The following is a 24,211-nucleotide window of genomic DNA, read 5'->3' as shown; positions in this document are numbered from 1 at the left end:
TACATTTATGAAGCAAAATGGGGATGCTCTCACTAACACCTTATCGAGAAGCATCCCCTTTAACTTAAGAGAAAATTTATTTCACAAGAGATTTAGTCTTACTAATATAAGTTTTCTACTTCCGGCTTGTTGTAAATGAGCGAGCCAAAAGTTCCCGCAGGGCGTTTCAAAGGTACAGATGGTACTCTGATGATTTCATCTTTTGAAGAACGTGTCAAACCTGCTCTTCCACTACGTTTAACAGGTTCTCCTGTAGTCGGATCCACCCCTTGAACATCGCATAGTGCCCAATACAATGGATAATTAAAATCAAAATTGTCCCAATCTCCGAAAGCATAAGGGAATACATTATCAATATCATCTTCATAGCTTGAGTTTTGATTATTCAACATGACATCCGGGTCAATACCGTCAGCATAATCTCCCCAGTCTTTTGCATTGAAAGAACGGAAAGTAATTGGAGCAAATTCATAATATTTATTTCCATATTTATATTCTTGCACTTCCATTCCTACGTTCTTTCCTTCCGTACGGCTACCAAATAATTTCACAGGAAAATCTATGCCTCTTAATCCGCTAATTATCAATTCACTAGCGGAAGCCGTTTCTTCCGAACAGATGATTCTTACAGATTTAAGATTTAGATCATCACCATCTCCAAAACGGATATATTCATCTGCACCGGAATTACGTTGCATTCTCATAAATACATCCGAACGATGTGATGTACCAGCGATAGAAGCGGCTAAATAACGAGCTAATTCAACAGAACCTCCATTGTTAAAACGTAAATCCAAAATCAAATCTGTGATGCCTTCAGCCTTGAACTGTTGAATTACATATTTCAAGTCTTCCTCAAAATTCAAATCAAAACCTAGATAAACTAAATAACCGATATTGAATTTATTCTCTTTTTTGTCTTTGATAAACATTGAGTTCAAGATAGGACTATTATTATAACTACCAGTGGTTAATGTAGTAGTTCCATCCACCAAATCATAGTCGCCCCGGTTTTCATCAAAGATTTTACGCCTATAGCCGATCTTAAAAGTTTCACCTCCACCTGCATAAAACAAAGTGCTCATATATTGCTGGTAATTACTCTTATTCAAAGTCGTACCATTTACAGCAACAATTACATCCCCCCGTCTCAATCCGGCTTTTTGAGCAGGAGATTCTAGATATACATATCCAATGGCTAATCCAATAGTTGTTTTATCCGGCATGTAAGAAGAGAAAAACGTTCCAAGTCCCGATCCTACAACACTTGTTGCACGAGTATTTGCACGAGTTCTACTGGAACCTGTTTCCATAATATAAGAATAGATATAACGCTTGCCTGCATTGACTGAAAATGCACGATAAGTTCCGCCATCCTCTTTATTGGTTTTCATTGGTAAAAGATAAGTTGACAGAAAATTATCATAAGAAACCGATGCATAATCTACATCTAATGTATTATATTCTTCTTTAAAGAGATAATGTTCCTTCAAATATTTATCCATATACTCATTAAGAGCTAGGTCTACTGCCGCTCCGGATCCTCCTCCTTGTGTGATAGTACATACTGTAACAGGAGCTTTATATCCTTCCACTTGTACAACCACAGTCAATATTCGTTCTTTTCCGGATTCGTTTTTATTAATTTTCACCTTTAATCCCCCTTTACCGGCAGCAGAATTACCACTGGTATTAGTTATAGTAGCCCAATCTGCTCCTGTAGAATATTGTAGAGAAGGAGTCCATTTTCCAGAAGCCGTAAACGAAATTTCAACAGTCTCTCCATAAATAGAAACCGTCTTTTCCGTTTCAGTACCAATCGCAGTGATTCCATTATCAGTATCACCGATATCTCCCCCGTCGTCGCTATCCGAACAATTACTGAAAGCAATCAGACACAAGGCAAGCAATACTATACTATAAAAGCTATTAAATAAGTTTTTCATCTATCATTATTATTAAATTAGAAAAATTAAAAAGATTATTGTGCCGGAGCTTCTACTACGGTTTTAGAAACCTCATAAAAACGTCCTTCTTCGTCCATCCAGGTTACATTGATATTAGTAGGTAATGTTCCATAAACACTTCCTGAATAAGTAGTTGTTTGTTTTACTCCGTTTTTCATTACATACCTGATTTGTTCATCATACATACCAGTCAGATAATCTGCCGGTCCGGCAAATACATAAAATACTTTGCAGGCAGCCTTAGGTTTCACAGTGTAAGAAACGGTATAGAACTTATCCTTTTCTATCTTGTCAATCGTCACTTCCGGCACACTGGCATTCCATAAATCCGGGTCTCTGTCTTTTCGCACGTAAGTAGGCTTCGCACTGGTGTATTCCTTCTTTGTTATGGTTGAAGAAGGGTTACCATCAGTATCAACTGCTATCATGAACAATACATATTCCGAATTAAATGCTATGTCCTCGATCACCAGTTGATGATTTTTCAGTTCAGCAGCAACAATTTCAGTAACATTATCATTCATAATTAATGCTTGTTTTACCATTTCTTCATTTCCCCAATACGGATAGCTTTTGAAATCACTCAATTTCATGTGAACATAACGGAACTTTTCCGGATTTCCAGTCGGGGTCAACGTTAAAGTCGTAGACACAGTTCCTGCCTCTATTGACACATCTACCGAAATTGATGAATTATAAGATATTTCTTTGGAATCAGCCTGTACTTTGACTAATGACCCGAGCTGCCCTTTCTCATTTAATGCTACTGCAATAAAAAAGCCTTTTGTTCCCGGTTCTAAAGAGGCTCTTTCAAAGTTTTCTACCTCTTTGGAAGAATCTCCATTTTTAATAAGATAGGAAATAACTTCCTTGTCGGTACCATAATTTGCCAGAGTTTGCTCCTTCATATAAGAATAATAGAACTTATAACAGTCAGTTCCGGGAGTAATAGTTGCACTTACACTTGAAACCGTAGTAACAACACTACTAATATTTATCGTCGCTGTCCCATCATACGTCAACGCAGGCACAGGAATCTCCACAGCTACCAGTTCTTCTGTTTTATACCCTTTTTCTTCTTTATAAGGAATAGCCCAAAGTACATACGTTGTTCCAGGTATTACCTTTGGAAGAAAATCTAACACCTTACCTTCCAACGGTCCGTTATAATCCGAATATTGTTTGGTTCCTCCCCCATAAGCCAGATCTTCAATCACTCTTTCAGGTGAATAATTCGGCTTATCTAAAATCCCTGTATAATAAACGTCGCAACCCTTTCTGATTGCAGAAACCGTTGCACCTTCAAACGTTATATCCGAAACCTTCAGTTCTACTGTTGCAGCAGTCTTAATCACGCTGGCAATCACGTCATCAGGCAAATATTCACTACCAGCTTCAGATGGAGGTACTGCCCAAATCATATATGTCTTTCCGGCTTCAGGATCCTTACCTATCAGTTCTGCCAATGGAACTTTATCAAGAGCTGCTGTCTTCATGTACATACGGGCAGCATATCCGTTCACTAATTCAGCTACGGCCTCTGCACTATATTCATTAATTTCCAGCACTCCCAAATAATACATTTCTACACCATTCGTCAAAGTAGTAGAAATCGTTTGACCTTCAACAGATATAGTAACAGGAGCCTCACCTATTATCACCGGAATCTCCGAGATTATGCTTTGCCCATTAGACGCAACAGCCATTATTGCCACTTTGCCCCCCGTTTCTGCATACTGATTCTCTGCAACAGGAGCAATAATAGTCAATCCCTTTCCTGTCAATGAAGCTTTCCAACCGTCAGGCTTTGTTACGGTATACTTAGAAATACCACTCATTTCAACCGAAATCAGTTTCTCCTCACCGTTTGCAAAATATTGTTTTCCCGATAATATTTCACATTTCAATTCCTTAGATTTCGACAACTTTAATATTGTGCCATCTTTCAGAGTGAAATATGCATAATCATCATCCTGACTTACTCCACTGAAAAGAGAGGTATCCCCCGTCCCTTCGCCGGATGCATACACACCCGTAGGTTCCCAAGTCTTTCCACCGTCTGTCGAAATCTCCCACTCTTTTGTATTCGTATTAATGCGAATTTTAGGAGCAGCAGCCGTCACGGGCATCATATTCCCTTCTCCATCTTTCAGGAATGTCTTCTTGCCGTCTGTACTGGTTATTCCCCAATAATAAACGCCATCTTCTTCGTTTTTTATCACAGTTATTTGCGGAGCATCTTCTCCGTTTTCACCATTACGGATAGTTACTTCTGTCTGATCTGAAAACTTAATTGTATAACTTCCGTCTTCATTCTCCAATACAGAAGCGATTGATTTATTTTGAGATAAAGCATCAGTCAGCGTCTTCAATGTCGAAATATCAGTTTGCACACTTTGCAAAGAAGCTTCTAACTTATCCATGCGATCTTCCAAACCGGAAATCGAATTCTTCAAATCATCGTCATTATAGCATGACGAAAATGTCATAACACATACAACTAGGAAACACATACATTTTCCTATGCCACCTAAAAATTGATTTCTTCTCATACCCATAAAAAGTTTAATGATTAGAGAAAAACCGCACGATAGATTTACACACTATCGTGCGGTAAATTAGTTTTGCCGATGTTTATTTGGAGTGAGGATGTTTACCTAATTTCTTCAAATCAAGATAAATAACACTTTCACTTCTCATGACTCCCGGAGTATTCACTTTCACTTGTTCATTAACAATCAATTTTGCAGGAACCCGGTTATCTTTCTTCACTACTTGAGGTTTCGCTATTCCCTTTATTCCTTTTTTCAATTTCGGAGCATCGGGGAATAATACGGAAGGATCAGTAATAATACCTTTTTCTTTATCATAGAATACTGTATAAAGGTCGCCAATTACTTCATTTCCATCAGCATCGGCACCAATAGGCACACATAAAGCAACCAGTCGTTTGGCTTCACTTGTCTTATCATACGATTGAGTAGTTGAGTTGACACCTGATAAACCATAATCCAGACAACGCTCTTTCCATACATCCATACATTCCTGATAAGTATAATCACCACTTGCGGAATAGTTATCTTCTGTAATGGTATAATATAGTTTGGCAACATCCTTCACAATAGAATACTGAACTGTAAAGTTGCCCAAATCACTCATGTAGGCATTCAGTTGCATCGTTGGATTCGGACCTGCTATAATAGCTTCAGTCGTCGCTTTCACAATCTTCACATCTGTCAATACGCCATCCCAGTCTTCTGCCATATAAGCGAATGTATATTCCGTTCCTGGATCCAAACCGGTCCATTTAAAATTTTCTACTCCTCCATTCGCATTCGCAGCCCATATATTTGAATTTTCTGACATCAGATATTTAATCAGTTCAGCCTTATTACCTTCTTCAAGTAAATCCGGTGTCATAATGTATTGGTGATAATATACTGCCGCTTCCTGATTATAAGTATAGGTTAATTTCAGGCTTGTCCGTCCCGGATCGGAAATGGTAATATCTATCGTAGCTTTAGATGCTCCCGGATTATCCATTACTCGTGCTTTGGTAGAAAAAGTTTCCGTCTTCACTTCTGATAATTGTCCATATCCATTACGCCCCACATAAGCAACAACATAAGAACCATTCGGATCAAGAGCATGTTGGTAATCTGTAGTTGCATACGATCCTTTCTGGCTGAAGTTTATATTCTTAATCCCCCATCCTTCTTGATCTAAAGCTTGTGCAAGTGCCGTCATTGTTGCTTCATCGGCATTTTCATAAGGTGCCCAGTCAGCAGCGCTGAATATACGATAAAACATGGCATAACAAGTTTCTTTCATTTCCACATCCATGTTAACAATAGAAGCACCCGTCTTCGTGATCTTCAGATCGCATTTCGCTTCTTTGGCACCATCAGGAATTTCTTTCAATTGGAAATCCTGTCGTACATAATCTCCTTTATTCTTATTCTCATCCAGTCCGATAGTAGTAGCTGTAAATTTTCTTTCCGAATCGGCATTATACCCAAAATCAACTATATATAATAATTCTTCTTCAGGTACCTGTGCATCTTCTGATGTCTGTGTCCAGTGTCTCATAAAATCGATATACATATTTTGTCCATAGGCTTCGATAAACGCATTGATAGGTTCGGAGTCTCCACAGAACTGATAGAAATACTTGCAATCCTCATTGGGGACATATTGAATGGCAGCAGCCTGATAACTTGCTGTAACATCTATTTCAACACGAGGATGGCCTGTCACATCTCCTGAAGGAGTTTTAAGATAACAGATTTTCATATCAGCCGGATTTTGTCCGCCTTCATCATTACACCCTACCGTTATAATCAGATATTCTGCTCCCGGCACAATCTCTGATTGAGCATATTTGGAATTTACCCAGTCAAATTCTGTATTCGGGTAACTATCTCCTAATGTTTTCCTATTGAAAGTATAAGCACCGGCACCCTCCGAATTATAGAGAGCTTCCAAAATCAAATCTTCGATTTCTTCTTCACTTGCACCTGAACCGCCACTTTCAAATAAGTAGTTATACATACGACATAAAGGATAAACATCCAAACGATAAGATTGCACTTTATCTCCCGGGGTACATTCAAACACAAAGTTGTTGGTAGTTTTGCTGGTCACTTTGATGCCTACCCCACGTTCACCACCATCCACTTCGTTTTCCACCCATCTGATAGGAGTCGGTACAGGAGGAAGCGGAACATCGGGGTTCACCGGCACGTCAGGTTCCTCAACCGGTTCATCCTTATCCGAACACGATAGCACCATAGAGCTTATAACCAACACCAGCCCTAACAAAAGTAATAAGTTTAATAATTTCTTCTTCATAATTCTAAGTGATAAATGTGATTAATCATTTACATATTCATAATCGGCATTGCCGTTTATTGCTTCGCAAACAGCCAAATTGTTTACATAACCGTTTTCATCCATTACTAATGCATAAAAAGAAAGATTCTCTGCTTTCCATGTATCGTCTAATGCCACAGTATACTCCTTAACTTCTTCCTTATCTTCTGCAATTTGTCCCAGTTTGTCACCTTCTACAGAAGCAGAAAGTAATTTGCGGACTACATGATTATGTGTATAGTCCCGATAGTTGCCTCCGTCATTCTGCTGATACTTCAATCCATTTTCAACAACATACAATACCAGGCGGTAATCAGCCGTTTTCTCCGAAGTCACTTTCACAGTAACTTTAGCTTCGGAATCAACCTCATTATAAACAGAACTGATAGCTACTCCGCAATGAGCAGGGTATTTCTCCAAAGACTCATTAAATATAGCCCGCATGACACTATAGTTTTCAGATAGCCCCATTGTCCCACGCATATCAACCACACATGAAGGATAACCGGAGATAGCAAACTTTCTGGAAAGAATCGATGACTGTTCAATTGTCATTGGATCGGCACTTGTCCCATCAACATGAAATGACATCAGATAAACAATTCCCTCGTAACTCGAACTTATCAGATAATTCAGGCGGGTCATTCCTGCCGGACACATGGCGCACCATGTTCCGGTGAACTCCATTGCGCAGATGCGTCTCACAAAATTGGATACTGTACCTGATGTACTTTTTGCAACTACTGTTATCAATTTGGATACATATTTGCCATAAGATGCTTCAAAAGCGTAGGTTCCGGCTTTAGAAGTAGAAAAGGTATTTCCATCCAAAGTTTGTCCGTCCATCACGGAACGGATGATTGCATCAGCAGTTACATCTATTCCCGCATGCATTACCGTAAAGGTTATAATATCCTTTCCGTCCGCAGTCAACGTATTTTTATCGACGCTCAAAATCACTTCCGTCTGCTCCGAATCATCGGAATTGCCTGAACAGGAAATCCAGCATATTCCCACACAGCACATACAGACCAGCAATATTATTTTATAGACATTTATACACATAACTCTTCTTTATTCGTTATACAAGTAATCTGCTGATTCTCCAAGTTTACACTCATTTACATTGTTACACGTATAAGTCTTTCCTCCATCCAAAGTTGTCAGCATCGACACTATCACACGCATATTATCCACATTCCATCCTGGTTCCAATTGATAAGATCGTTTCATGGTAGATTCCACTCCCGCATTTACTTCCCCATTAAAACGGTCGCCGTTCAACGATGTGGACACCACTGCACGTACCACATTATTATGCGTATAATCATTCGCGCCATTCGTTTGAAAGTATTTGATTCCATCCTCTACCAGATAAATCAAACAACGATAAGTGTTTGTTACGTTGGAAGTTAATTTGCCAGTAATCTTCACTGTACGGTCATAAGCATTATACACAGACTCAACAGCTACCCCACAAGAAGCCGGATAGTTACTTAATTCTTTCTGAAGCTCTTCTTCAATCTGGCTCTTGATACTGATCATTTCTTTAGTACCCTTACGCAGATTGTAAAAGAAACGAGGCAGTCCCGAGAAATTACCGAGAATATTAGTCCGGTAATTATTGGTAGCTGCTGTACTCATGGGATCCGTCATTCCTCCGAAATCCATGTGGAAAGAAGCGATAGCCAATCGCCCCGGTTGTTCAGTCTGAATTGCTTTCAATGTAGTGCTAAGCGCCGGACAGGCCTGGCACCCGATAGAAGTAAACTGCATCCCCAGTAATTTATGATAATAGCTGGTTCCTCCTGATACGGGAGCAACCTGAACGGTCACTTCATTTTCACTGACCATTGCTTTTCCTTCATAATAGCGGGCTTTAAAGACATACGTACCCGGCACTGAAGTGCTGAAAGCACGAACACCATAATCCAGGTTTTCCTCTCCCGATTCCTTTACCAAAATCAGGTTCATTGTGCTTTCTTCACTTACATCTTTTGTACCCAGTTTGACCGTGAAGGTCACTTTTTCTACTCCATCTGCCTGTATAGCCGTCTTATCAGCTGTAATACGCAAAATGCCGTCATCCGTCCCTCCATTCTCCGTTTCGTCCGAATTGCCGGAACAGGATGACAGCATTGCTAAACAAAGGATCATTACAATTGGTAGAATTGTCGAGTATATTTTTTTCATAAGCCTCAATCATTATAGAGATAGTCTATGCTACCATTGATAGAACATTCGGTTATATTATCCACCATATACGCGTCATCCACTTTACGCAATGCATAAACCACTACACGCGATGTGGCAGGATTCAGGTTCTTTGCATTAGAAATGCTGAAAGTTGCGGCAGTGTGCTCCTCGTTTGCACTCACAGTAAACCGTCCGTCGGTTGACATCGACAGGTAATTGTTGGAAATAGCTCTTACTGTATAATCGTACGAGGTCTCATTTCCTCCGGATGCTGTTAAGCCATCAGTCACCAAGACATAAACAAGGTCATATTCTCCTCCCAAGCTCGACTTCAGTGCGGCATCCACCGTAATCTCACCCATAGAAGAATTATAAGATGTATTTACCTTAATTCCACAGGTTGCCGGATATTGTCGGATTTGACTTTGTAAAGTCTGTTTGATAGCACTCACGTTCCTGTCTATCGACATGACTTTCAAATCATAGATACAGGTAGGAAAACCGGACGCTCCAAAACGGCCCATGATTGTGCTTGTCTGTGACAAATGGAACGGGTCAGTGGCGGAACTGCTGGAAGAATGAAAAGCCATTTTTACCATACGTCCCGGCATCAGTTCTTCCACTTTCTTTAATGCCGAAGTCATGGCCGGACAATAAGTACACCAAGTTCCCGTCATTTTGAAGACACCTACTTTACGATAGAAAAGTTCATAATTCTTACGATTCTGTGCGGTTACGGAAACTTCATCCGACTCCCAGTCCAGGTAATATGCCTTAAACTTATGTGTCCCGTTCTCTACTGCCGAGAACGTATTGGTCCGTCTCTCCAAATAATCACCGGTAGTTACATCTTCAAAATATACATTCTTCATATATTCGGAAGTCGTCAGTACTTTTCCATTGGCATCAGTCACCGTAAAAGTCGCCACATCTGTTCCATTGGCTTCAATCTTGGCTTTATCCACAGTCAAAGTAATAGGTCCTGTCACTTCGCCGTTATCCGGCTCTTCACCATTGTCGTCAGAATTACCGCTGCACGCTGTAAAACATCCGCACAAGCATATCAGACTTGACATAAAAAACATTGTAAATTTTCTCATATTCTATATTCTAATTAATAAATGTTTCGATGAACTCAAAATGAAGTAGTTATAGTCAGGTTAGCACCTGTATATTTAGGAATCGTCCGGCAAACTCCACCAGAGCAGACGTACCCTTCCTTGTTACGACCATAACTCAAGGCTATACGCGTACGTGACTTGGCATAACTGGCTCCCACATTGTAATAATGGATTTTATCCTTGCCGTGATTATACATATCACTTCCGTAAATGCTCCATGCCGGAGCAAAATTTATCTCCAACAGAGCTGCCATCCAGTCCTTCTGATCTTCTTTTGTAGTTAGGTATTGCAACTCCATGCGAGTTGAAAAAGAAGGCGTGAACTTATATTGTAAATCTGCTACAAAAATATTCGACAGATTAGTCGTTTTATTCGCTCCGTACGAAGGGCTATATTCTTGCATAGAATAAAGCAAGTTCATTTTGAATGACTTTGTCCATTGCTTTTCCACATCAACACTAAAGTCACGAAATGCCAAGTTACCTATCTGGGCTGTTCCTTCTTTTTCTAAAGCATAATAGGTAGAAAAGTTAGCATGTAATTTCAAACCGCGTTTACCTCCAATGACCGTTCCTCTTTTGAAATGATAAAAGACATCCAATTGTCCGCCCATCTCACCGCTAACTGCATTTGTCACATCTCCTATTTGTGGAGTATGAGGATGCAAGTTGGTCAACATATAGGTATATTGCGTACTCATAGCCGGGACATAATTCAACAGATTCGAAGTCGAACCATTACCGGCAATAATCTCACTATTCATCCATTCCAAACGGCGCCCGGTCAGATTTACCCCCAACCCATTGCCGCTATATCCCAGCTCCAGCAATTGCGCATTGGCACGTTTCCTCGCATAAAGTTTGTCATCATGGATGAAATTATAATATTTATTGCCACCGTCCACATATTCACCTTTCGCTGTAAATCCGGAGCGTTCAAAATTTACCCGTCCCGAGAAGCCATTCGAATAAGGTTTTCCCCCTTCTTCTTCGAGGTCGATATTGATTTTCTCATACCGGTTCAATGCCCCTCCTTCGATACTCAAGGATGTATTTTGCCAACTAAGCATTTCAGATAAGGAGAAGCTTACATCTACGCCACGTACTTGTGTGTCGGAAAAGTCCATTCCAAAACGTGGAGTTCCCCAAATGGCCTTCAACCTTACAATATTCTTGTAATTGTAGGTAAAACGTGCTCCCATCACCGCATTATTCAAACCAAGCATACGGTCCTCCCAACTACGGAATAGCAGTCCACTCCCAAACTGCTCATAAAATGTACCCGCTGTTACGGAAAAATCCTTGTCGGCCCAAGATACGTAATAGTTGGTTAGTTTTGCTTTCTCCAATTCTGTCGGGTATCCCACCAGTACCGGTTCATAGGCTTCCAACTGTACACCTACGGCAAACTTACCTTGATAGTAATCCAGTTTCAGATAATTGTTCGAACCGAAATGATCTTCCGGAGATTCTGCTTTTGTCTTACTATCATCCTTGTAGTAAATCGTATTCGTTTCAAAGCTCCCTGTCAGATAACCTTTTTTGTTATCTTGCTGCGCATAGGTTAGAGTAGACGATAACGCTACTAAAGCCAACACCTGAATTCTTATTCTAGTCATGTCATTGCGTTTATCTATGAATAATAACAGTTTCTATTTCTGTAGTTTTTTTATCGCTTTCAGTAGTTCCAGCTCACTTCCCGGCGCGTACCCGGTGTGTGAATAGACAATCTTCCCATCGGCATCCACTACATATACCTGTGGAGTCAGGCTTACATTCATAGCTCGCATGAATTCCTGATTTTTATCGTACAACATGATAAAATCATCCCATCCATGTCCCTCTGCCAATGCACGCGCTTTAGCAGTAGAACGGCTGTCATCTGTCGAAACAGCTACTACACGGAAATTGGCTTCTTCCAACCAATCGGGCAATTGTTCATTTATAGCGTCCAATTCACGAATACATGGTTTACAGGTTGTTGCCCAAAAAGAAATAATCATAGGTGTTTTGTGATTAACCAGGGAGGAGGTATTTACCTGTGCTCCTTTCGTATTTTCAACCTTGACTGATGGTATTTGTGCCATGGTACAAGTTAGAAAAGCGAACAACAGCGTAATGCAGACAATTAATGCTCTCATAAGTTCTTTTATTTGTTATGTTAATAATCTTGTTTTATCTGATGTGTTCCATCTTACAGCCAAATAGCCTGAATTTCTGTATTTGTATCAAGCCGTCCTTATACATATCGCCTATCAAATTGGCATTCTCGAAAGTGACAGTTTTAGTTTCAACATCATATTCTCCGCGATATACGTCAGAAGTACTTCCGTCCAAAGCCAGTCTCCTGAAACGAATAGTATACGGGCCATAAGAAGCGACATCTTCACCCGGCACAATGGACAGGTAGGTTTTCTGCGCCTCCGAATCATATTCATAATACAACCGCCAACTAAATTCCCATTCAATATCATTATCCGGATCAAATCCATTCTTATTCGAACAGACCAGATAGTGTTCGTATGCCTCCGTGCCTTCTTCCGCTGTATTTATTCTAACGGAGAATCCCACTGGCACATTGGAAACATTGGTGGCAGAAGCCGTTCCGGTAAATATCCAAGTTCCTGAAAGCGTTTCATAAAAGCTTGAATCATTGTCTTTGATAGTCACTGTCAGTCGCTTGTTCTCACCAATAGACGCCCCTTTCACATCAGCAATTTCAACATCAAAAGAACGGTCGTCATTAACAAGCTTGTCATCAACGGTCTTAAACTCAAAATTCATTGTTTCCTGCCCGGCAGGAATAAGTAACGTTTTGGTTGTGACAATATAGTTTTCATCCTCTTTGGCATTATGATCTTTTAATTCGAACGTCACACGGATAGTTCCGGTATGTTCGCCCGTCACAACAACAGGCACAGTACACAAACCGGCAGATTCTTTCACCGTCATTGCAGTTTCCTGCAAGTTTACCGTAGCCGCTCCGGAATTAAACTGTTCCTCATCGTCCGAACAGGCGGCGATCAGAACGGCACATAGAAGAAGGGTGTATATTTTCAGATAGTTCATTTTACTCAAGTGTTTGATAATTTACGTTATTCATTGATTAATATCCCGGATTTTGCTGACCTGCCAATTGAGGGTTGGCATCCATTTCTGTTTTAGGAATAGGCCAAAGCATCCGCTGGTCATCCATAAGTTTATCCAGTCCGTCAGTACTTGCTTGTCCCGGGAAAAGCACCAGTCCTTTGCTTTGCGGTTTTCCACGCTTCACACCTTTCCCCCAACGCTTCAGGTCCATCAACCGGTATCCCTCACCTACAAGCTCACGTTCCCGTTCGTTCATGATTTCATTTAATAAAGCTTCCTGATCGTAGGTTGCATCAGTCCATCCCTCGATTCGCGCTTTTTTTAATGCATTCAAAGCGTCATTACCCTTTTTCACTGCAGCTGCCGTTCCAATCTTTGCATTAGCTTCAGTGGCAATCAGATACATTTCAGCAATTCGGAATGGTTTCGGCTGATTCAAATAGCGTGTTTCGCTTCCTAATGCATTGTAATATTCATTGCCCGGATATTTATTAAAGAAATAGATGTCTGCCGCATTACCTGACGATACGGTTAAGTGATATTTTCCGAAATAAGTCTTTAGCCGGATATCTTTTTCATTGTATAAGTCAATCAGTGTTTGTGTAGGAATATAATCCTTCTTTGTAGTCGGATAACCAATGAAAATAGTCCCCAGAGGTACACCGGCATCGTCGGCACTAGTCATGGCAATCTGCCAGATGGTTTCCGTTCCCTTGTCATTCTTCCATACGCTTTCAAAATCTGTTGCTGTGTTCGATAATGGATATCTGTTCGAATTAACCAGGTCACCTGCATATTTGGCTGCATTTTCATAGTCGTCCATTTGCAGGGCAACACGCGCTTTCAAGGCAGTCACTACATCTACCGTGATATAATTCCCACAATTCTTGGGAGCCGTGTTGACTGTCACGTATGCACCATTAATATACCTGTCATAATCAGCAATGCCATTTTTTGCAGTCTCTATACGTTCTTCGGCTTCTTCGAGGTCCTCCAATATCTGTTTGTAAGTATCTTCCAATGAAGATCGTCCCGGATATTGGGTAGCAGAAAGTTTAGGCTCATATTTTACCTGAAGCGGCAGTCCCGGAGTACTTGCTGCGGTAGCTACATCGTAATCGCGGCAAAATAAAGTAGCTAGATAAAAGTAGCAGTATGCTCTTGTAAAATACGCTTCCCCCTCATACACATTGATCTGTTGTCTCTGGGTTTCAGTCAATTCGATTTCCGGATTCTCATCGATCTTACCGACCCCGTCAATAAAGAAGTTGACACGTCCGATAGCGGCATAGTAGTTCGACCAGATTGTTTCTACGGTAGAGTTGGTGCTCTCGAAAGTCCAACGGTGCAACTCACCATATTTATTAGAGAAATCCGCCACTGCATTAAAGGCATCTGCCTGAACTTCCGGAGCTAATACATAGCTTCCTCCTGTCAGTCCTAAATATACGGAATAGATACCGGCACGTGCTTCTTCAAAACCGACTATGGTCGTTAACGCTTCTTCTGTAGGAACAGCATCGTATGGCATTTTATCCATATCACAAGAAGTCACCCCAAGTGTCAGTATAGTCAATGCTATCATAGATATTTTCTTCATATTCACCATTCTTTATGTTTTTAGAAAGTTAGTTCGACTCCGAAAGAATATTGTTTCGTATTGGGATAGTTACCCAATTGGATATTACTGTCTACTTCCGGGTCATATCCTTTATATTTAGTCACTGTGAGTAAATTACGTCCTACAAAGTAGATTCTGGCGTTACTGATTACTCCTGTTTTCTGAATCAGTTTGGCCGGAAGGGTGTACCCGACAGTCAGGTTTTTCATACGCATAAATGAAGCATTTTCCAGTAAATGCGTATCAAACTGCATCGGGGAGTCGGGAGTGGCAATTCTGGTTATATCTCCCGGCTTCTGCCACATGGTAAGCATTTCTACAGTTTGATTGTCCGAACCTGCAAAAGTGGGATTCTCTGTAAAAAAGCGCTCATTATTCAACATATACTGGCCTAGCATAAAAGAGAAGTCGGCACTAACAGAAATCCCTTTCCATCCGAACTGGGTGCCAAAGCCACCGGACCATGGTGCATAGCGTTGTTTGCCGACAAAAACTGCATCTTCTTCGGAGTAACTCTTCGTCAGATTTCCATTTTTGTCGTACCACATATTATATCCGTCACGCGGATCGACTCCTGCCCATTTCACATAGTAATATTCTCCCCAAGGTTTGCCGACCTTCATTTTTAAACCAGTATCGGGCAAGGTATATTCATCCAATCCGTTAAACAGTTTAGTTATTTCATTCTTATTATAATTCAGGTTTCCGGAGACACTCCATGAGAAATCTCTCGTTTTCAGAATATCCACTCCCAGAGTAATATCGAAACCTCGATTACGCATACTTGCTACATTTTCCACACTGCTTCCGTGTCCGGTAGTGTATGACAATGGATAACCCATCAACATATCGTCCGTCTGACGGTTATAAAATTCCAGTTCTATAGAAAAGCGGTCAAACACTCTTGTACTGATGCCTACATTCAGTGTTTTCATGCTTTCCCATGTCAGGTTATCATTTCCGACGGTAGAAGGAGCAATACCCGGTTGTCCGTTATACAGCAAACCGGAGCCGACCAATGCCAACGCATTATAGGCGCTGATACCGGAATTACCAGTTGTTCCATAGCTCACTTTCAACTGTAAACTGTTCAACCATGAAACGCTCTGCAGGAAATTCTCTTTTCTCATATCCCACATGGCTCCCAAAGAATAAAAGTTTGCCCACTGGTTGTTTTTGGCAAACAGAGAAGAACCGTCCCGCCGTGCTGCCAAATCGACATAATAGCGATCAGCGAAACTATAACTGATTGTGCCGAAATAAGAATTGAAAACCTTGTCATACATCGAATGTATCGGCACTTCTGACTCTGCTCCAGCTGCCATCAGCATCATTCGTGAGTCTACCATTTTTTTAGAAGTTGCCGAGAAATTCTCATTCTTTGTGATAATGGACTCCTGACCGGCCAACACGGTAAAAAGATGCTTGTCTGACAGACTGAACTTATATTCCGCTGTATTGGTGAAAGTAAATGAATAATAACGTTCGAAAGACTCGGACGCCACCCCTGCCCCTTCAAAGGGGCCTTCCGGATAGGCTTTATGGGAGTTACGATAATCAAAGGCATCTACTGCCTGCGAGGTACGTATATTCAATCCTTTTATTGGGTTTATATTAAAGAAGGTATTGCCATTGATACGTACCGTACTCCGGTCATTCGGTTGAAGTTCTGCCAAGTAATACGGATTATAATATCCCATATCGTCAAAATAGTCCAATCGTTTTCCATAGCCTGTAAAGTTGCCTTCTTCGTCTGTCAATATCTCGTTTATTGTTTGGTCAGGACGATAAATACGGGCAGCATACGCTTTATTATAAACGCTATTAGCTTCCGTTCCGAAAGTTGTCGTGTTATATTTCTGATAGGAAAGGTTCACGTTAATCCCGGCTTTCAGCCAGTCGGTCACCTTTACTTCCACATTACTGCGCAAAGTCTCACGGCGCAATGAAGAATCGTCCATAATTCCCTCTGTATCATAATGTCCAAATGAAATATAATAGTTGATACCTTCGGAACCACCGACCACATTTACATCATATTGTTGTGTAGGAGCTGCATCTCCGAAGAAAATATCTGCCCAATCTGTAGATATACCATTATCTATATAGAACTTTTTCCGTTTTTGAAATGTAGTATCGTATGCTTTTCCCGGGTCCAGCATTTCCTGCAGGTTAAGCCATTGTTCGGTATTCATCATCTCTATGTTATCCCCAGTCATTCTCGACCAGCCATATTGCGCATTGATACTAACACGGGCTTTCTGTCCCATTTTTCCTTTCTTGCTAGTCATTATTACTACCCCGTTAGCAGCACGAGAACCATATATAGCTGTTGAGGAAGCATCTTTCAATACAGTCATGCTTTCGATGTCGTTCGGATTTAATGCTGTAAATGCTCCGGATGATATAGGTGAACCGTCGAGAATAAAGAGAGGTTCTGTATTTGAATTGATCGAGCTGACTCCACGCAATCGCATTACAACACTTCCACTTGGTTCTCCACTGGGAGTAAATACTTGTAAACCGGCAACTTGTCCTTGTAATGCATCTCCGGCATTAGCAACCGGTCTATTGGCTATCTTGCTATTATTTACCGTTGTTACCGAACCGACTACTGACCCTAGTTTCTTTGCTGATCCGTAACCTACCACAACAACTTCATCCATCAGTTGTGTATCAGACTTTAAGATAACTCTAACAGTCGGCTGAACAGAAACCGACTCCGTTTTCATACCGATATAAGAGATTTGCAATATTTTTGCTGAATTTGGCACATTCAATAATGTGAAATGCCCGTCTATGTCTGTTATTGTACCTAAGTTAGTGCCTTTTACAACAATTGAAGCCCCTACAACAGGTTGTTTGTCATCATCGGAAATCACTGTCCCCGTGACTTTCTGCGTTTGAGCTGTTATCAGCCCGATACCTATAAAAAGGTATCCAAATAGCAGCGCTAATTTTTTCTTCATAAATCTCTTTTTAAATTATTAAATAGCCCTAAAACATTTAAACTCACTTTTTACACTTAGATAAGTTCTATCAGAACTTAATTATAATCCATTGTTTTTGTAGTGTTTTTACATCAAATATGTAATTCTGGAAAGAAATGTTGCTTGATTTTACTTTTTCAATCAATTTAGATGACTATTCCATAAAAAAAATATGTCTTTTCGTTGTTTTTTGCAAAAAGAATATATACTTTTGTTCCATTATATAATACCAAACCGGAACTGTTAATAAATACAATCCGAAAAAGAGATATAATTTGTATTTTAAGAACTATATATTTATTTTAATAAGAATAGAATATAAAAAAGCACTAAGTTCTGATAGAACTTAGTGCTTTTTCGTTTTATGGAGCTACTATTAGCCATTTTACTTGGATTTCCTTCCTATTCTACTTTTCAGTTACATTATAATTATATTTTAAATCTCCCTCAAACATAAAATAAAATCAGAAATATAAAAGAGGCTCATTTAAACTATGTTAAATAGACTTCATCTAAAATTTCTTCATATATGACACTCTGTATATTTCTTTATATAGATAAAAACAAGTAAATATACAACAGTACTATTTATTTACATCAAAAACAAACAAGTTATTTTATGATTTCAAAATTTCGAGAGATTTATTCTAGCTTTATCTCTTGATTTTAAGGAGCACCTCGTTGCATTAAAACCAACGAGGTGTTTCTCGGTGTGCAACGGGTCGTTCCTTTAAAAGGAACGACCCGTTGGTTTAAAACCAAAACCCACTTATGTAACTATCTGAAAAGCAAATCATTACAAAAGCGTTCTCCCGGCCTTTCTTTTTAAGTAAAATTTTCAACAAAAGAAAACGGATACCAATATCAAACACGGTACTCCACTGATAAATATTTTACAAATCAAATCTAAAAACAATGGTTACAGTTACTTTTCAGATCAAGCCCTATCTAGCGGCTTACATGTACATGCGCTACAAAAATCACCTCGACGTACCTCCAGACCGCTCTTCTTCCTCACTTTCCGCGATCCATCTTCTCGACACCCAGCCCATCTACCACTTTCTCCACCAGCTATCCATTCCCCACCCTCCCAACGCCTCATGGCACGAAACCGGAAATATTACCTTCACCCTCCCCCATCCCAGAAACGGTAAAAATCCAAATGTATATAATTATATAGGTCATAACAGTGCACTTATCATTGAAAAAGCAATGGAAGTAGAAATGAGGGCCGAACTTTATGAATTTCTACTGGAAAATAAATACTGCCACGGCATCATGTTCAAAAAATCAATGGAAACTTTTGTCGAACATTATAATATGGTAGGGTTAGTGGAAGAAGAAAGTTTAATGAGGGCGTTTCAGAGGTGGAGGAAGATGATGAAGGAGGAGAAAAATAGGTGATTCTTTTATAGGGTGTCACATAAAATGAGACACCTTTTATGTAGCTATTGAAAATGCTTCAACAATTGGATACACAAACGAAATACTATCCCGCAATGAGTCTATTTGATTATCAATATTCACACTATATTGCGATTTTACAGCAAAAATATATTTTCCCAAAGCAGAAAGCCTAAATCACATTTTATTATGATTTTAAATATTGTATCATAGTATTAGATACGGGTAAAATTATAATCAATATGATTAATGCTATAACAATACGTATAATAGAAGAAAGTAGTGAAGAATGAAATAGTAATATCAAAAGAATTCTTACCTTTACAGCAATAAACAATTCAAAATAAAATTATGGCACTTTACAAATATAATACTTCAGGCGTCTTTTCTGAAATAAAGGAAAAACCTTTTAAATTGGAAAGAGACATTCAACGTATGTTTGAAACTAATATGTCCGAAATCATGGGACTTGAAATGATAAAGTCCGAATTTACGATTAAAGACCGCCGTATTGATACGCTTGCCTTTGATCCTCAATCGAAGGCCTTTGTTATCATTGAATATAAAAGGGAAAGAAACTCTAGTGTCATAGATCAAGGGTTTACTTACCTAAGCCTAATGCTGCAAAATCAGGCTGATTTTATTCTGGAATATAATGAAACACAAGCAGGGAACTTGAAACGGAATGATGTGGACTGGTCGCAGACAAAAGTCGTTTTTGTTTCACAAGGATTCACGCCTAACCAACGAGAAGCCGTCAACTTCAAAGATTTATCCATTGAGTTATGGGAAGTGAAGCGCTATGAGAATGATAGTGTATTCATCACCCCTATTCGTAAAAGTCACGCATCGGCAAGTATTAAAACTGTGATGCAGAATAGTCCGGAATTTAAAGAAGTGACAGAGAAAATTAAAGAGTATTCGGAGGAAAATTTATTAAAAGGAAAATCTGACGATGTAGTAGAATTATACGAGAGTTATAAGAATGCAATTCTTAATTTGAATACAGAAATTGAAGTTAAACCACAAAAGTGGTATATTTCATTCAAAAAAGCCAACAGCCACATTTGTGCACTTGAAATCCAGAAAAATGGAATAAAGCTTACTATAAATGTAGCTAAAGGACATTTAGAAGATAGTAAGCAATTAACAAGGGATATTTCAACTGTCGGACATTTTGGTAATGGAGATTATGAACTCAAAATCTCGGATACTAAATATTTAGAATATATCATGAGTCTTGTGAAACAAGCGATTAAATAAATATGGCTAATTATTGTAACATAGACCAATACTTATATAATTATCTGAAAGGTTGTTGGGTAGATAAAAAATTCCATGGAGTATTTCCTTCAAGAACCTGGCAATATAACAGATATATCCAAATCTCAACTCCAGTAAATGACTCTTCTATTCATTATGAATATCGTATAGATAATGAATGGAATGGACTAGTTGAACTTCATATAGAAGGACGCTATACTCAAACTGACTATATGCGTTTTTTACGTTATTTACAGAAGCAGACAGAGACCAATCCTGATTTATCATGGCATCAATGGGGAAAATGTAAAGGACGATGCAGTATTAAAATTACAATCAATAATTGGGAGGACATAAAGAATGCATTCCAAAAACTGATAACGTTTTTCGATCCGTTGCTGACAGATTGTATTGATAAATTCAATCTTCACAAAAAAAATGAGATTTCCAGCCCATATACACGGGAATTAGAGTTTAAAGAACTTACCAATTCTCAAGAAAAGGTCGTTTTGGAAACAAAAAATTTGCAAGATTTATTTTCTTCCAATTTGGTTATTCCCGATTATCAGCGAACCTATTGCTGGGAAGATAAAAATGTTACAGACCTTTGGGATAATTTACTTGAAATGCCTCACAACAGTGACTATCATTTAGGTTCTATCATATTACAAAGAAGAACTGTGAATGATTGCACTCTTTACAACATAATTGATGGACAACAACGCCTTGTCACTTTAACGCTTATTATGCGCGAATTAGGATATACAGGGCAGATGCCTTTGCTTAAACAAAAATTCATATCAAAAGATGCGCGCCTCCATGTAGCCAATAACAAAGCACTGATTAGAATTCTCAATCAGAGGAATACAGACATAGCCATGTTGGAACGTCTGTCCCATCACTTGATTTTCTCTGTACTTATTCTTAATGACAGCAATCTTGATCTGGCATATACATTCTTCTCAAATCAGAATTCAAAGGGTGTATCGCTTTCAGACTATGATTTGCTAAAAGCGCACCATCTACGCTATCTAAACATTGAGGATCAGGCAGAACACCTTGCTATGCGGTGGAATGATCTCTCATTAGAATATGACAACAATGGAGATTCTTATCTTACCCATACTTTGGGAGTACATCTTTTCAGATTAAGAAAATGGATGCGAAAACATAATGTGGAGGAATTTCAGCCACGAAAGGTAAAGGAAGAGTTTTCGGCTGCCCGCGTTATGTCCAGTATTCCTGCTTTTGGAGAGAAATTCTATTTCTATGAGAAAATCCAAGGTGGTTCACATTTCTTCGCATACACTTCTATTTTTGTAGATAAATACAAGGAGTTTATCCGTACCAAACAAATACAGCTACTAAGGAATCATCTTCAATGGGAGTCTCATTGGAAATATGCTGATATTATAGAAAGCCTCATGTTCGGTTATTTTATAAAATTCGGACATCAATATTTATCTGAAGCGTTGTTCTGTATTGCCGGAATCATGGCGCAGCATAGATATAGTGCCACGCGCGCTATCTTTTATAAGATTCGTGAATTCGCAAAAGATTCAGAAATTATAATGATGATAGATCAGGCATCTTCGCCTACATTTTTTCTTGCCGAGGCCATTCCTTATATCAGGATTAGTGGATTGGAGCAAGAAGGTGACATCAAAGAGCGATTCTATAGGTGTTTAAGACGTATCTTCTGTGAGCTAAATGATTTTTCGGATAAAACAATAATCGAAAAGAAAAACAATGAATATGGAGAATAAATATACGCCGGAACTTATTGCTACAAGCCAGTTTAAGTTTTCGATCCCGCTTTACCAACGTTTATTTGCGTGGAAAAAGAAAGAGGTTACCAAACTTCTTTTTGATCTTAAGGAGCATTTTGCAAAGATGCCTGCCGATGAGCCATATTATCTCGGTATGCTAACTTGCATTGACATGAAAAATCATTATGACTTAATTGACGGTCAGCAACGATTTACTGTCATGACTCTTTTTGCCATCATTTTTAAGGAATATGATGATAAATGGTCCGGTTTCTTAATGGATGGTAATCGCCTTAATTTCATAGCGAGAAGCGATGATAAGGCATATATAAAGAGCAAGATCAATGGTTATCCGACTAAAACGTATGTCAATAAGAATATGGAAGAGGGACTCGCCGCTATAACTGGTTTCTTAGAATCCAATTTTAATACTCAGGAGGAACGGATTGAGTTTGTGCAACAAGTTTTCACACGATTGACATTTTTCTTTTCTTACTTGCCATCAAGCTATCTTGCAGATACCACTTCGCTGAATAAATATTTTGAAGCAATGAATGCACAAGGAAAAGGACTAGAACAGCATGAGATTCTTAAAGTGCAACTGATGCGGGGAGAAAAAGAACAGGATTACTTGACGCATATTTGGAATCTGACCTCCATGATGGATCATCCTATCATTGCAAAGGAAGAAGACCAGGACGAGGCTTGTTATCGTCAATTTTATGAAGAAGCTATAAGTCTCTGCCGTCAGAAACGGTTTCATGAAGCTTTAGAAAAGTGCAGATATACGTCTCTCGATGACGAGGAGGAGTATTCTATAGATGTGATCCAACCTGAAAAAATAGAATTTAAGCAGAATAGCTATGAAGATGGTGAAAACAGTATTATATCATTTCCGGAGTTTCTTCTTTTGGTACTTGATGTATGTACTGGCGGTGAGCAACCAGCCAGTCATTATCAGCCGGATAAACTGATAGAGAAGTTTGATGCTCTGAAAACATACTTCACTGCAGGGGAATTTTACGAGAAAATGCTTTATTACCGGCTACTGCTTGATTATTATACGATTAGAAGAGATATCAAGGATGGGCAAGGTAATTACAGTTTAATCCTGAAAGGTCCAAAGGATGATAGTGATAAATTAAAGCAATACCAATCGATGCTTTACGTTTCAACGGAGGCTTTCTACAATTGGCTCAAACCTTATTTGAGAAAATTAGAGCAAGATGAACTCCACTCCTGTGCAGAGATGCTCGCATTCCTTAAAAAAGGAGATAATGAACGTCACAGCATATTACCTGCCAGAAAAGATCTTTCATATAAAGCATCCGGTAACATTAGGTACTGGTTTTGGCGTTTAGACTATTACCTTTGGGAACAACGCAGCACTTTCTTCAATGAAGAAGAACAGAAGATTGTAGAGCACTATGTGTTTCGGAGAAATCGTTCTATTGAACATCTGCATCCTCAAGACGAATCGCACAATGAAGAATGGGAGGAAGAAGCTGTACATTCATTTGGCAATCTTGCCATGATTTCTCAAAGTTTCAATTCACAACAAAGTAATGACCATATACAAATAAAGTTTGCCCGAATCCATGAGCAAATCAGCAACAAATCACTGCAAAGCATTAAGATGTTTTTAATGTGTAAACTCGCTGACTTTAACTATCAAAATTGGACAATGAAATTGGCTAAAGAACACGAAAATGAAATGATTGAATTTTTAGAACGGTCTTTCTATATATCAGATTGAATCGTATATTGTTATATAACACATTATTTTAGTCTAAGTTCAAATACTTGATAGGTTTCCTTTAATTAGCAAAGTTCACTTAATCGCACACAATTGTATTAGAAATTAACAGAGCTATATGTTCTTCTCTATCTAATATTTACAATGAATATAGTACATATT

General features: G+C 39.0%; 15 protein-coding genes. 4 read left to right on the top strand and 11 right to left on the bottom strand.

The annotated features are described in order from the left end of the window. Positions 1-101: 101 nt before the first annotated feature. The 11 genes from KSX81_RS23130 to KSX81_RS23080 all read right to left on the bottom strand — a co-directional run bounded on the left by KSX81_RS23130 (position 102) and on the right by KSX81_RS23080 (position 17,836). Entirely contained in the window at positions 102-1,946 is a 1,845-nt protein-coding gene (locus KSX81_RS23130; protein ID WP_149939230.1) for a S41 family peptidase, read from the bottom strand. A 35-nt stretch (positions 1,947-1,981) separates the two neighbouring features. Beyond that, entirely contained in the window at positions 1,982-4,525 is a 2,544-nt protein-coding gene (locus KSX81_RS23125; protein ID WP_394801444.1) for a PL29 family lyase N-terminal domain-containing protein, read from the bottom strand. A 76-nt stretch (positions 4,526-4,601) separates the two neighbouring features. Beyond that, positions 4,602-6,818, bottom strand: coding sequence for a hypothetical protein (locus KSX81_RS23120; RefSeq protein WP_149939234.1), 2,217 nt, complete (start codon positions 6,816-6,818; stop codon positions 4,602-4,604). Positions 6,819-6,839: 21 nt separating this feature from the next. Next, entirely contained in the window at positions 6,840-7,904 is a 1,065-nt protein-coding gene (locus KSX81_RS23115) for an Omp28-related outer membrane protein (protein WP_149939236.1), read from the bottom strand. A gap of 9 nt (positions 7,905-7,913) precedes the next feature. Then, a complete protein-coding gene (locus tag KSX81_RS23110) occupies positions 7,914-9,032 on the bottom strand; it encodes an Omp28-related outer membrane protein (protein ID WP_118220074.1) in 1,119 nt (372 codons plus the stop codon). 5 nt (positions 9,033-9,037) lie between these two features. Then, complete coding sequence (locus KSX81_RS23105; protein ID WP_118220073.1) at positions 9,038-10,135, bottom strand: Omp28-related outer membrane protein; 1,098 nt, start codon at positions 10,133-10,135, stop codon at positions 9,038-9,040. A 35-nt stretch (positions 10,136-10,170) separates the two neighbouring features. Next, positions 10,171-11,775: a DUF6029 family protein gene (locus KSX81_RS23100; protein ID WP_008640463.1), complete on the bottom strand. Its 1,605-nt coding sequence runs from the start codon at positions 11,773-11,775 to the stop codon at positions 10,171-10,173. A gap of 33 nt (positions 11,776-11,808) precedes the next feature. Beyond that, positions 11,809-12,297: a peroxiredoxin family protein gene (locus KSX81_RS23095; RefSeq protein WP_055235047.1), complete on the bottom strand. Its 489-nt coding sequence runs from the start codon at positions 12,295-12,297 to the stop codon at positions 11,809-11,811. 34 nt (positions 12,298-12,331) lie between these two features. Then, positions 12,332-13,225 (bottom strand): Calx-beta domain-containing protein, encoded by an 894-nt coding sequence (locus KSX81_RS23090; RefSeq protein ID WP_008775753.1) that lies wholly within the window; start codon positions 13,223-13,225, stop codon positions 12,332-12,334. A gap of 37 nt (positions 13,226-13,262) precedes the next feature. After that, positions 13,263-14,846, bottom strand: coding sequence for a RagB/SusD family nutrient uptake outer membrane protein (locus KSX81_RS23085; RefSeq protein ID WP_225472586.1), 1,584 nt, complete (start codon positions 14,844-14,846; stop codon positions 13,263-13,265). A 20-nt stretch (positions 14,847-14,866) separates the two neighbouring features. Continuing rightward, entirely contained in the window at positions 14,867-17,836 is a 2,970-nt protein-coding gene (locus KSX81_RS23080; protein ID WP_149939238.1) for a SusC/RagA family TonB-linked outer membrane protein, read from the bottom strand. A 936-nt stretch (positions 17,837-18,772) separates the two neighbouring features. Between KSX81_RS23080 and KSX81_RS23075 the strand changes: the two genes are divergently transcribed. The 4 genes from KSX81_RS23075 (at position 18,773) to KSX81_RS23060 (ending at position 24,049) form a co-directional block, all read left to right on the top strand. Next, the gene (locus KSX81_RS23075; protein ID WP_008775756.1) at positions 18,773-19,261 is read left to right on the top strand and encodes a hypothetical protein; all 489 of its coding nucleotides are present in this window, start codon (positions 18,773-18,775) and stop codon (positions 19,259-19,261) included. A gap of 351 nt (positions 19,262-19,612) precedes the next feature. After that, positions 19,613-20,524 (top strand): DUF5655 domain-containing protein, encoded by a 912-nt coding sequence (locus KSX81_RS23070; protein ID WP_008775757.1) that lies wholly within the window; start codon positions 19,613-19,615, stop codon positions 20,522-20,524. Between the two features lie 2 nt (positions 20,525-20,526). Beyond that, on the top strand, positions 20,527-22,290 hold the full coding sequence (locus KSX81_RS23065; RefSeq protein ID WP_195402211.1) for a DUF262 domain-containing protein: 1,764 nt from the start codon (positions 20,527-20,529) through the stop codon (positions 22,288-22,290). Next, complete coding sequence (locus KSX81_RS23060) at positions 22,274-24,049, top strand: DUF262 domain-containing protein (protein ID WP_004296105.1); 1,776 nt, start codon at positions 22,274-22,276, stop codon at positions 24,047-24,049. The genes KSX81_RS23065 and KSX81_RS23060 overlap by 17 nt, the downstream gene beginning before the upstream one ends. Positions 24,050-24,211 lie beyond the last annotated feature (162 nt).

The organism is Bacteroides sp. MSK.18.37, assembly GCF_019129155.2.
GTDB lineage: Bacteria > Bacteroidota > Bacteroidia > Bacteroidales > Bacteroidaceae > Bacteroides > Bacteroides ovatus.
The sequence above is the reverse complement of the archived record's forward strand: the minus strand, read 5'-3'. Positions and strand labels throughout refer to the sequence as shown.

Excerpts from the sequence above, each read along its gene's own strand:
- KSX81_RS23095 (WP_055235047.1), bottom strand. The coding sequence starts at position 12,297 with ATGAGAGCATTAATTGTCTGCATTACGCTGTTGTTCGCTTTTCTAACT.
- KSX81_RS23085 (WP_225472586.1), bottom strand. The coding sequence starts at position 14,846 with ATGAAGAAAATATCTATGATAGCATTGACTATACTGACACTTGGGGTG.
- KSX81_RS23115 (WP_149939236.1), bottom strand. The coding sequence starts at position 7,904 with ATGTGTATAAATGTCTATAAAATAATATTGCTGGTCTGTATGTGCTGT.
- KSX81_RS23060 (WP_004296105.1), top strand. The coding sequence starts at position 22,274 with ATGAATATGGAGAATAAATATACGCCGGAACTTATTGCTACAAGCCAG.
- KSX81_RS23120 (WP_149939234.1), bottom strand. The coding sequence starts at position 6,818 with ATGAAGAAGAAATTATTAAACTTATTACTTTTGTTAGGGCTGGTGTTG.
- KSX81_RS23100 (WP_008640463.1), bottom strand. The coding sequence starts at position 11,775 with ATGACTAGAATAAGAATTCAGGTGTTGGCTTTAGTAGCGTTATCGTCT.
- KSX81_RS23110 (WP_118220074.1), bottom strand. The coding sequence starts at position 9,032 with ATGAAAAAAATATACTCGACAATTCTACCAATTGTAATGATCCTTTGT.
- KSX81_RS23080 (WP_149939238.1), bottom strand. The coding sequence starts at position 17,836 with ATGAAGAAAAAATTAGCGCTGCTATTTGGATACCTTTTTATAGGTATC.
- KSX81_RS23105 (WP_118220073.1), bottom strand. The coding sequence starts at position 10,135 with ATGAGAAAATTTACAATGTTTTTTATGTCAAGTCTGATATGCTTGTGC.
- KSX81_RS23075 (WP_008775756.1), top strand. The coding sequence starts at position 18,773 with ATGGTTACAGTTACTTTTCAGATCAAGCCCTATCTAGCGGCTTACATG.
- KSX81_RS23125 (WP_394801444.1), bottom strand. The coding sequence starts at position 4,525 with ATGGGTATGAGAAGAAATCAATTTTTAGGTGGCATAGGAAAATGTATG.
- KSX81_RS23130 (WP_149939230.1), bottom strand. The coding sequence starts at position 1,946 with ATGAAAAACTTATTTAATAGCTTTTATAGTATAGTATTGCTTGCCTTG.
- KSX81_RS23090 (WP_008775753.1), bottom strand. The coding sequence starts at position 13,225 with ATGAACTATCTGAAAATATACACCCTTCTTCTATGTGCCGTTCTGATC.
- KSX81_RS23065 (WP_195402211.1), top strand. The coding sequence starts at position 20,527 with ATGGCTAATTATTGTAACATAGACCAATACTTATATAATTATCTGAAA.
- KSX81_RS23070 (WP_008775757.1), top strand. The coding sequence starts at position 19,613 with ATGGCACTTTACAAATATAATACTTCAGGCGTCTTTTCTGAAATAAAG.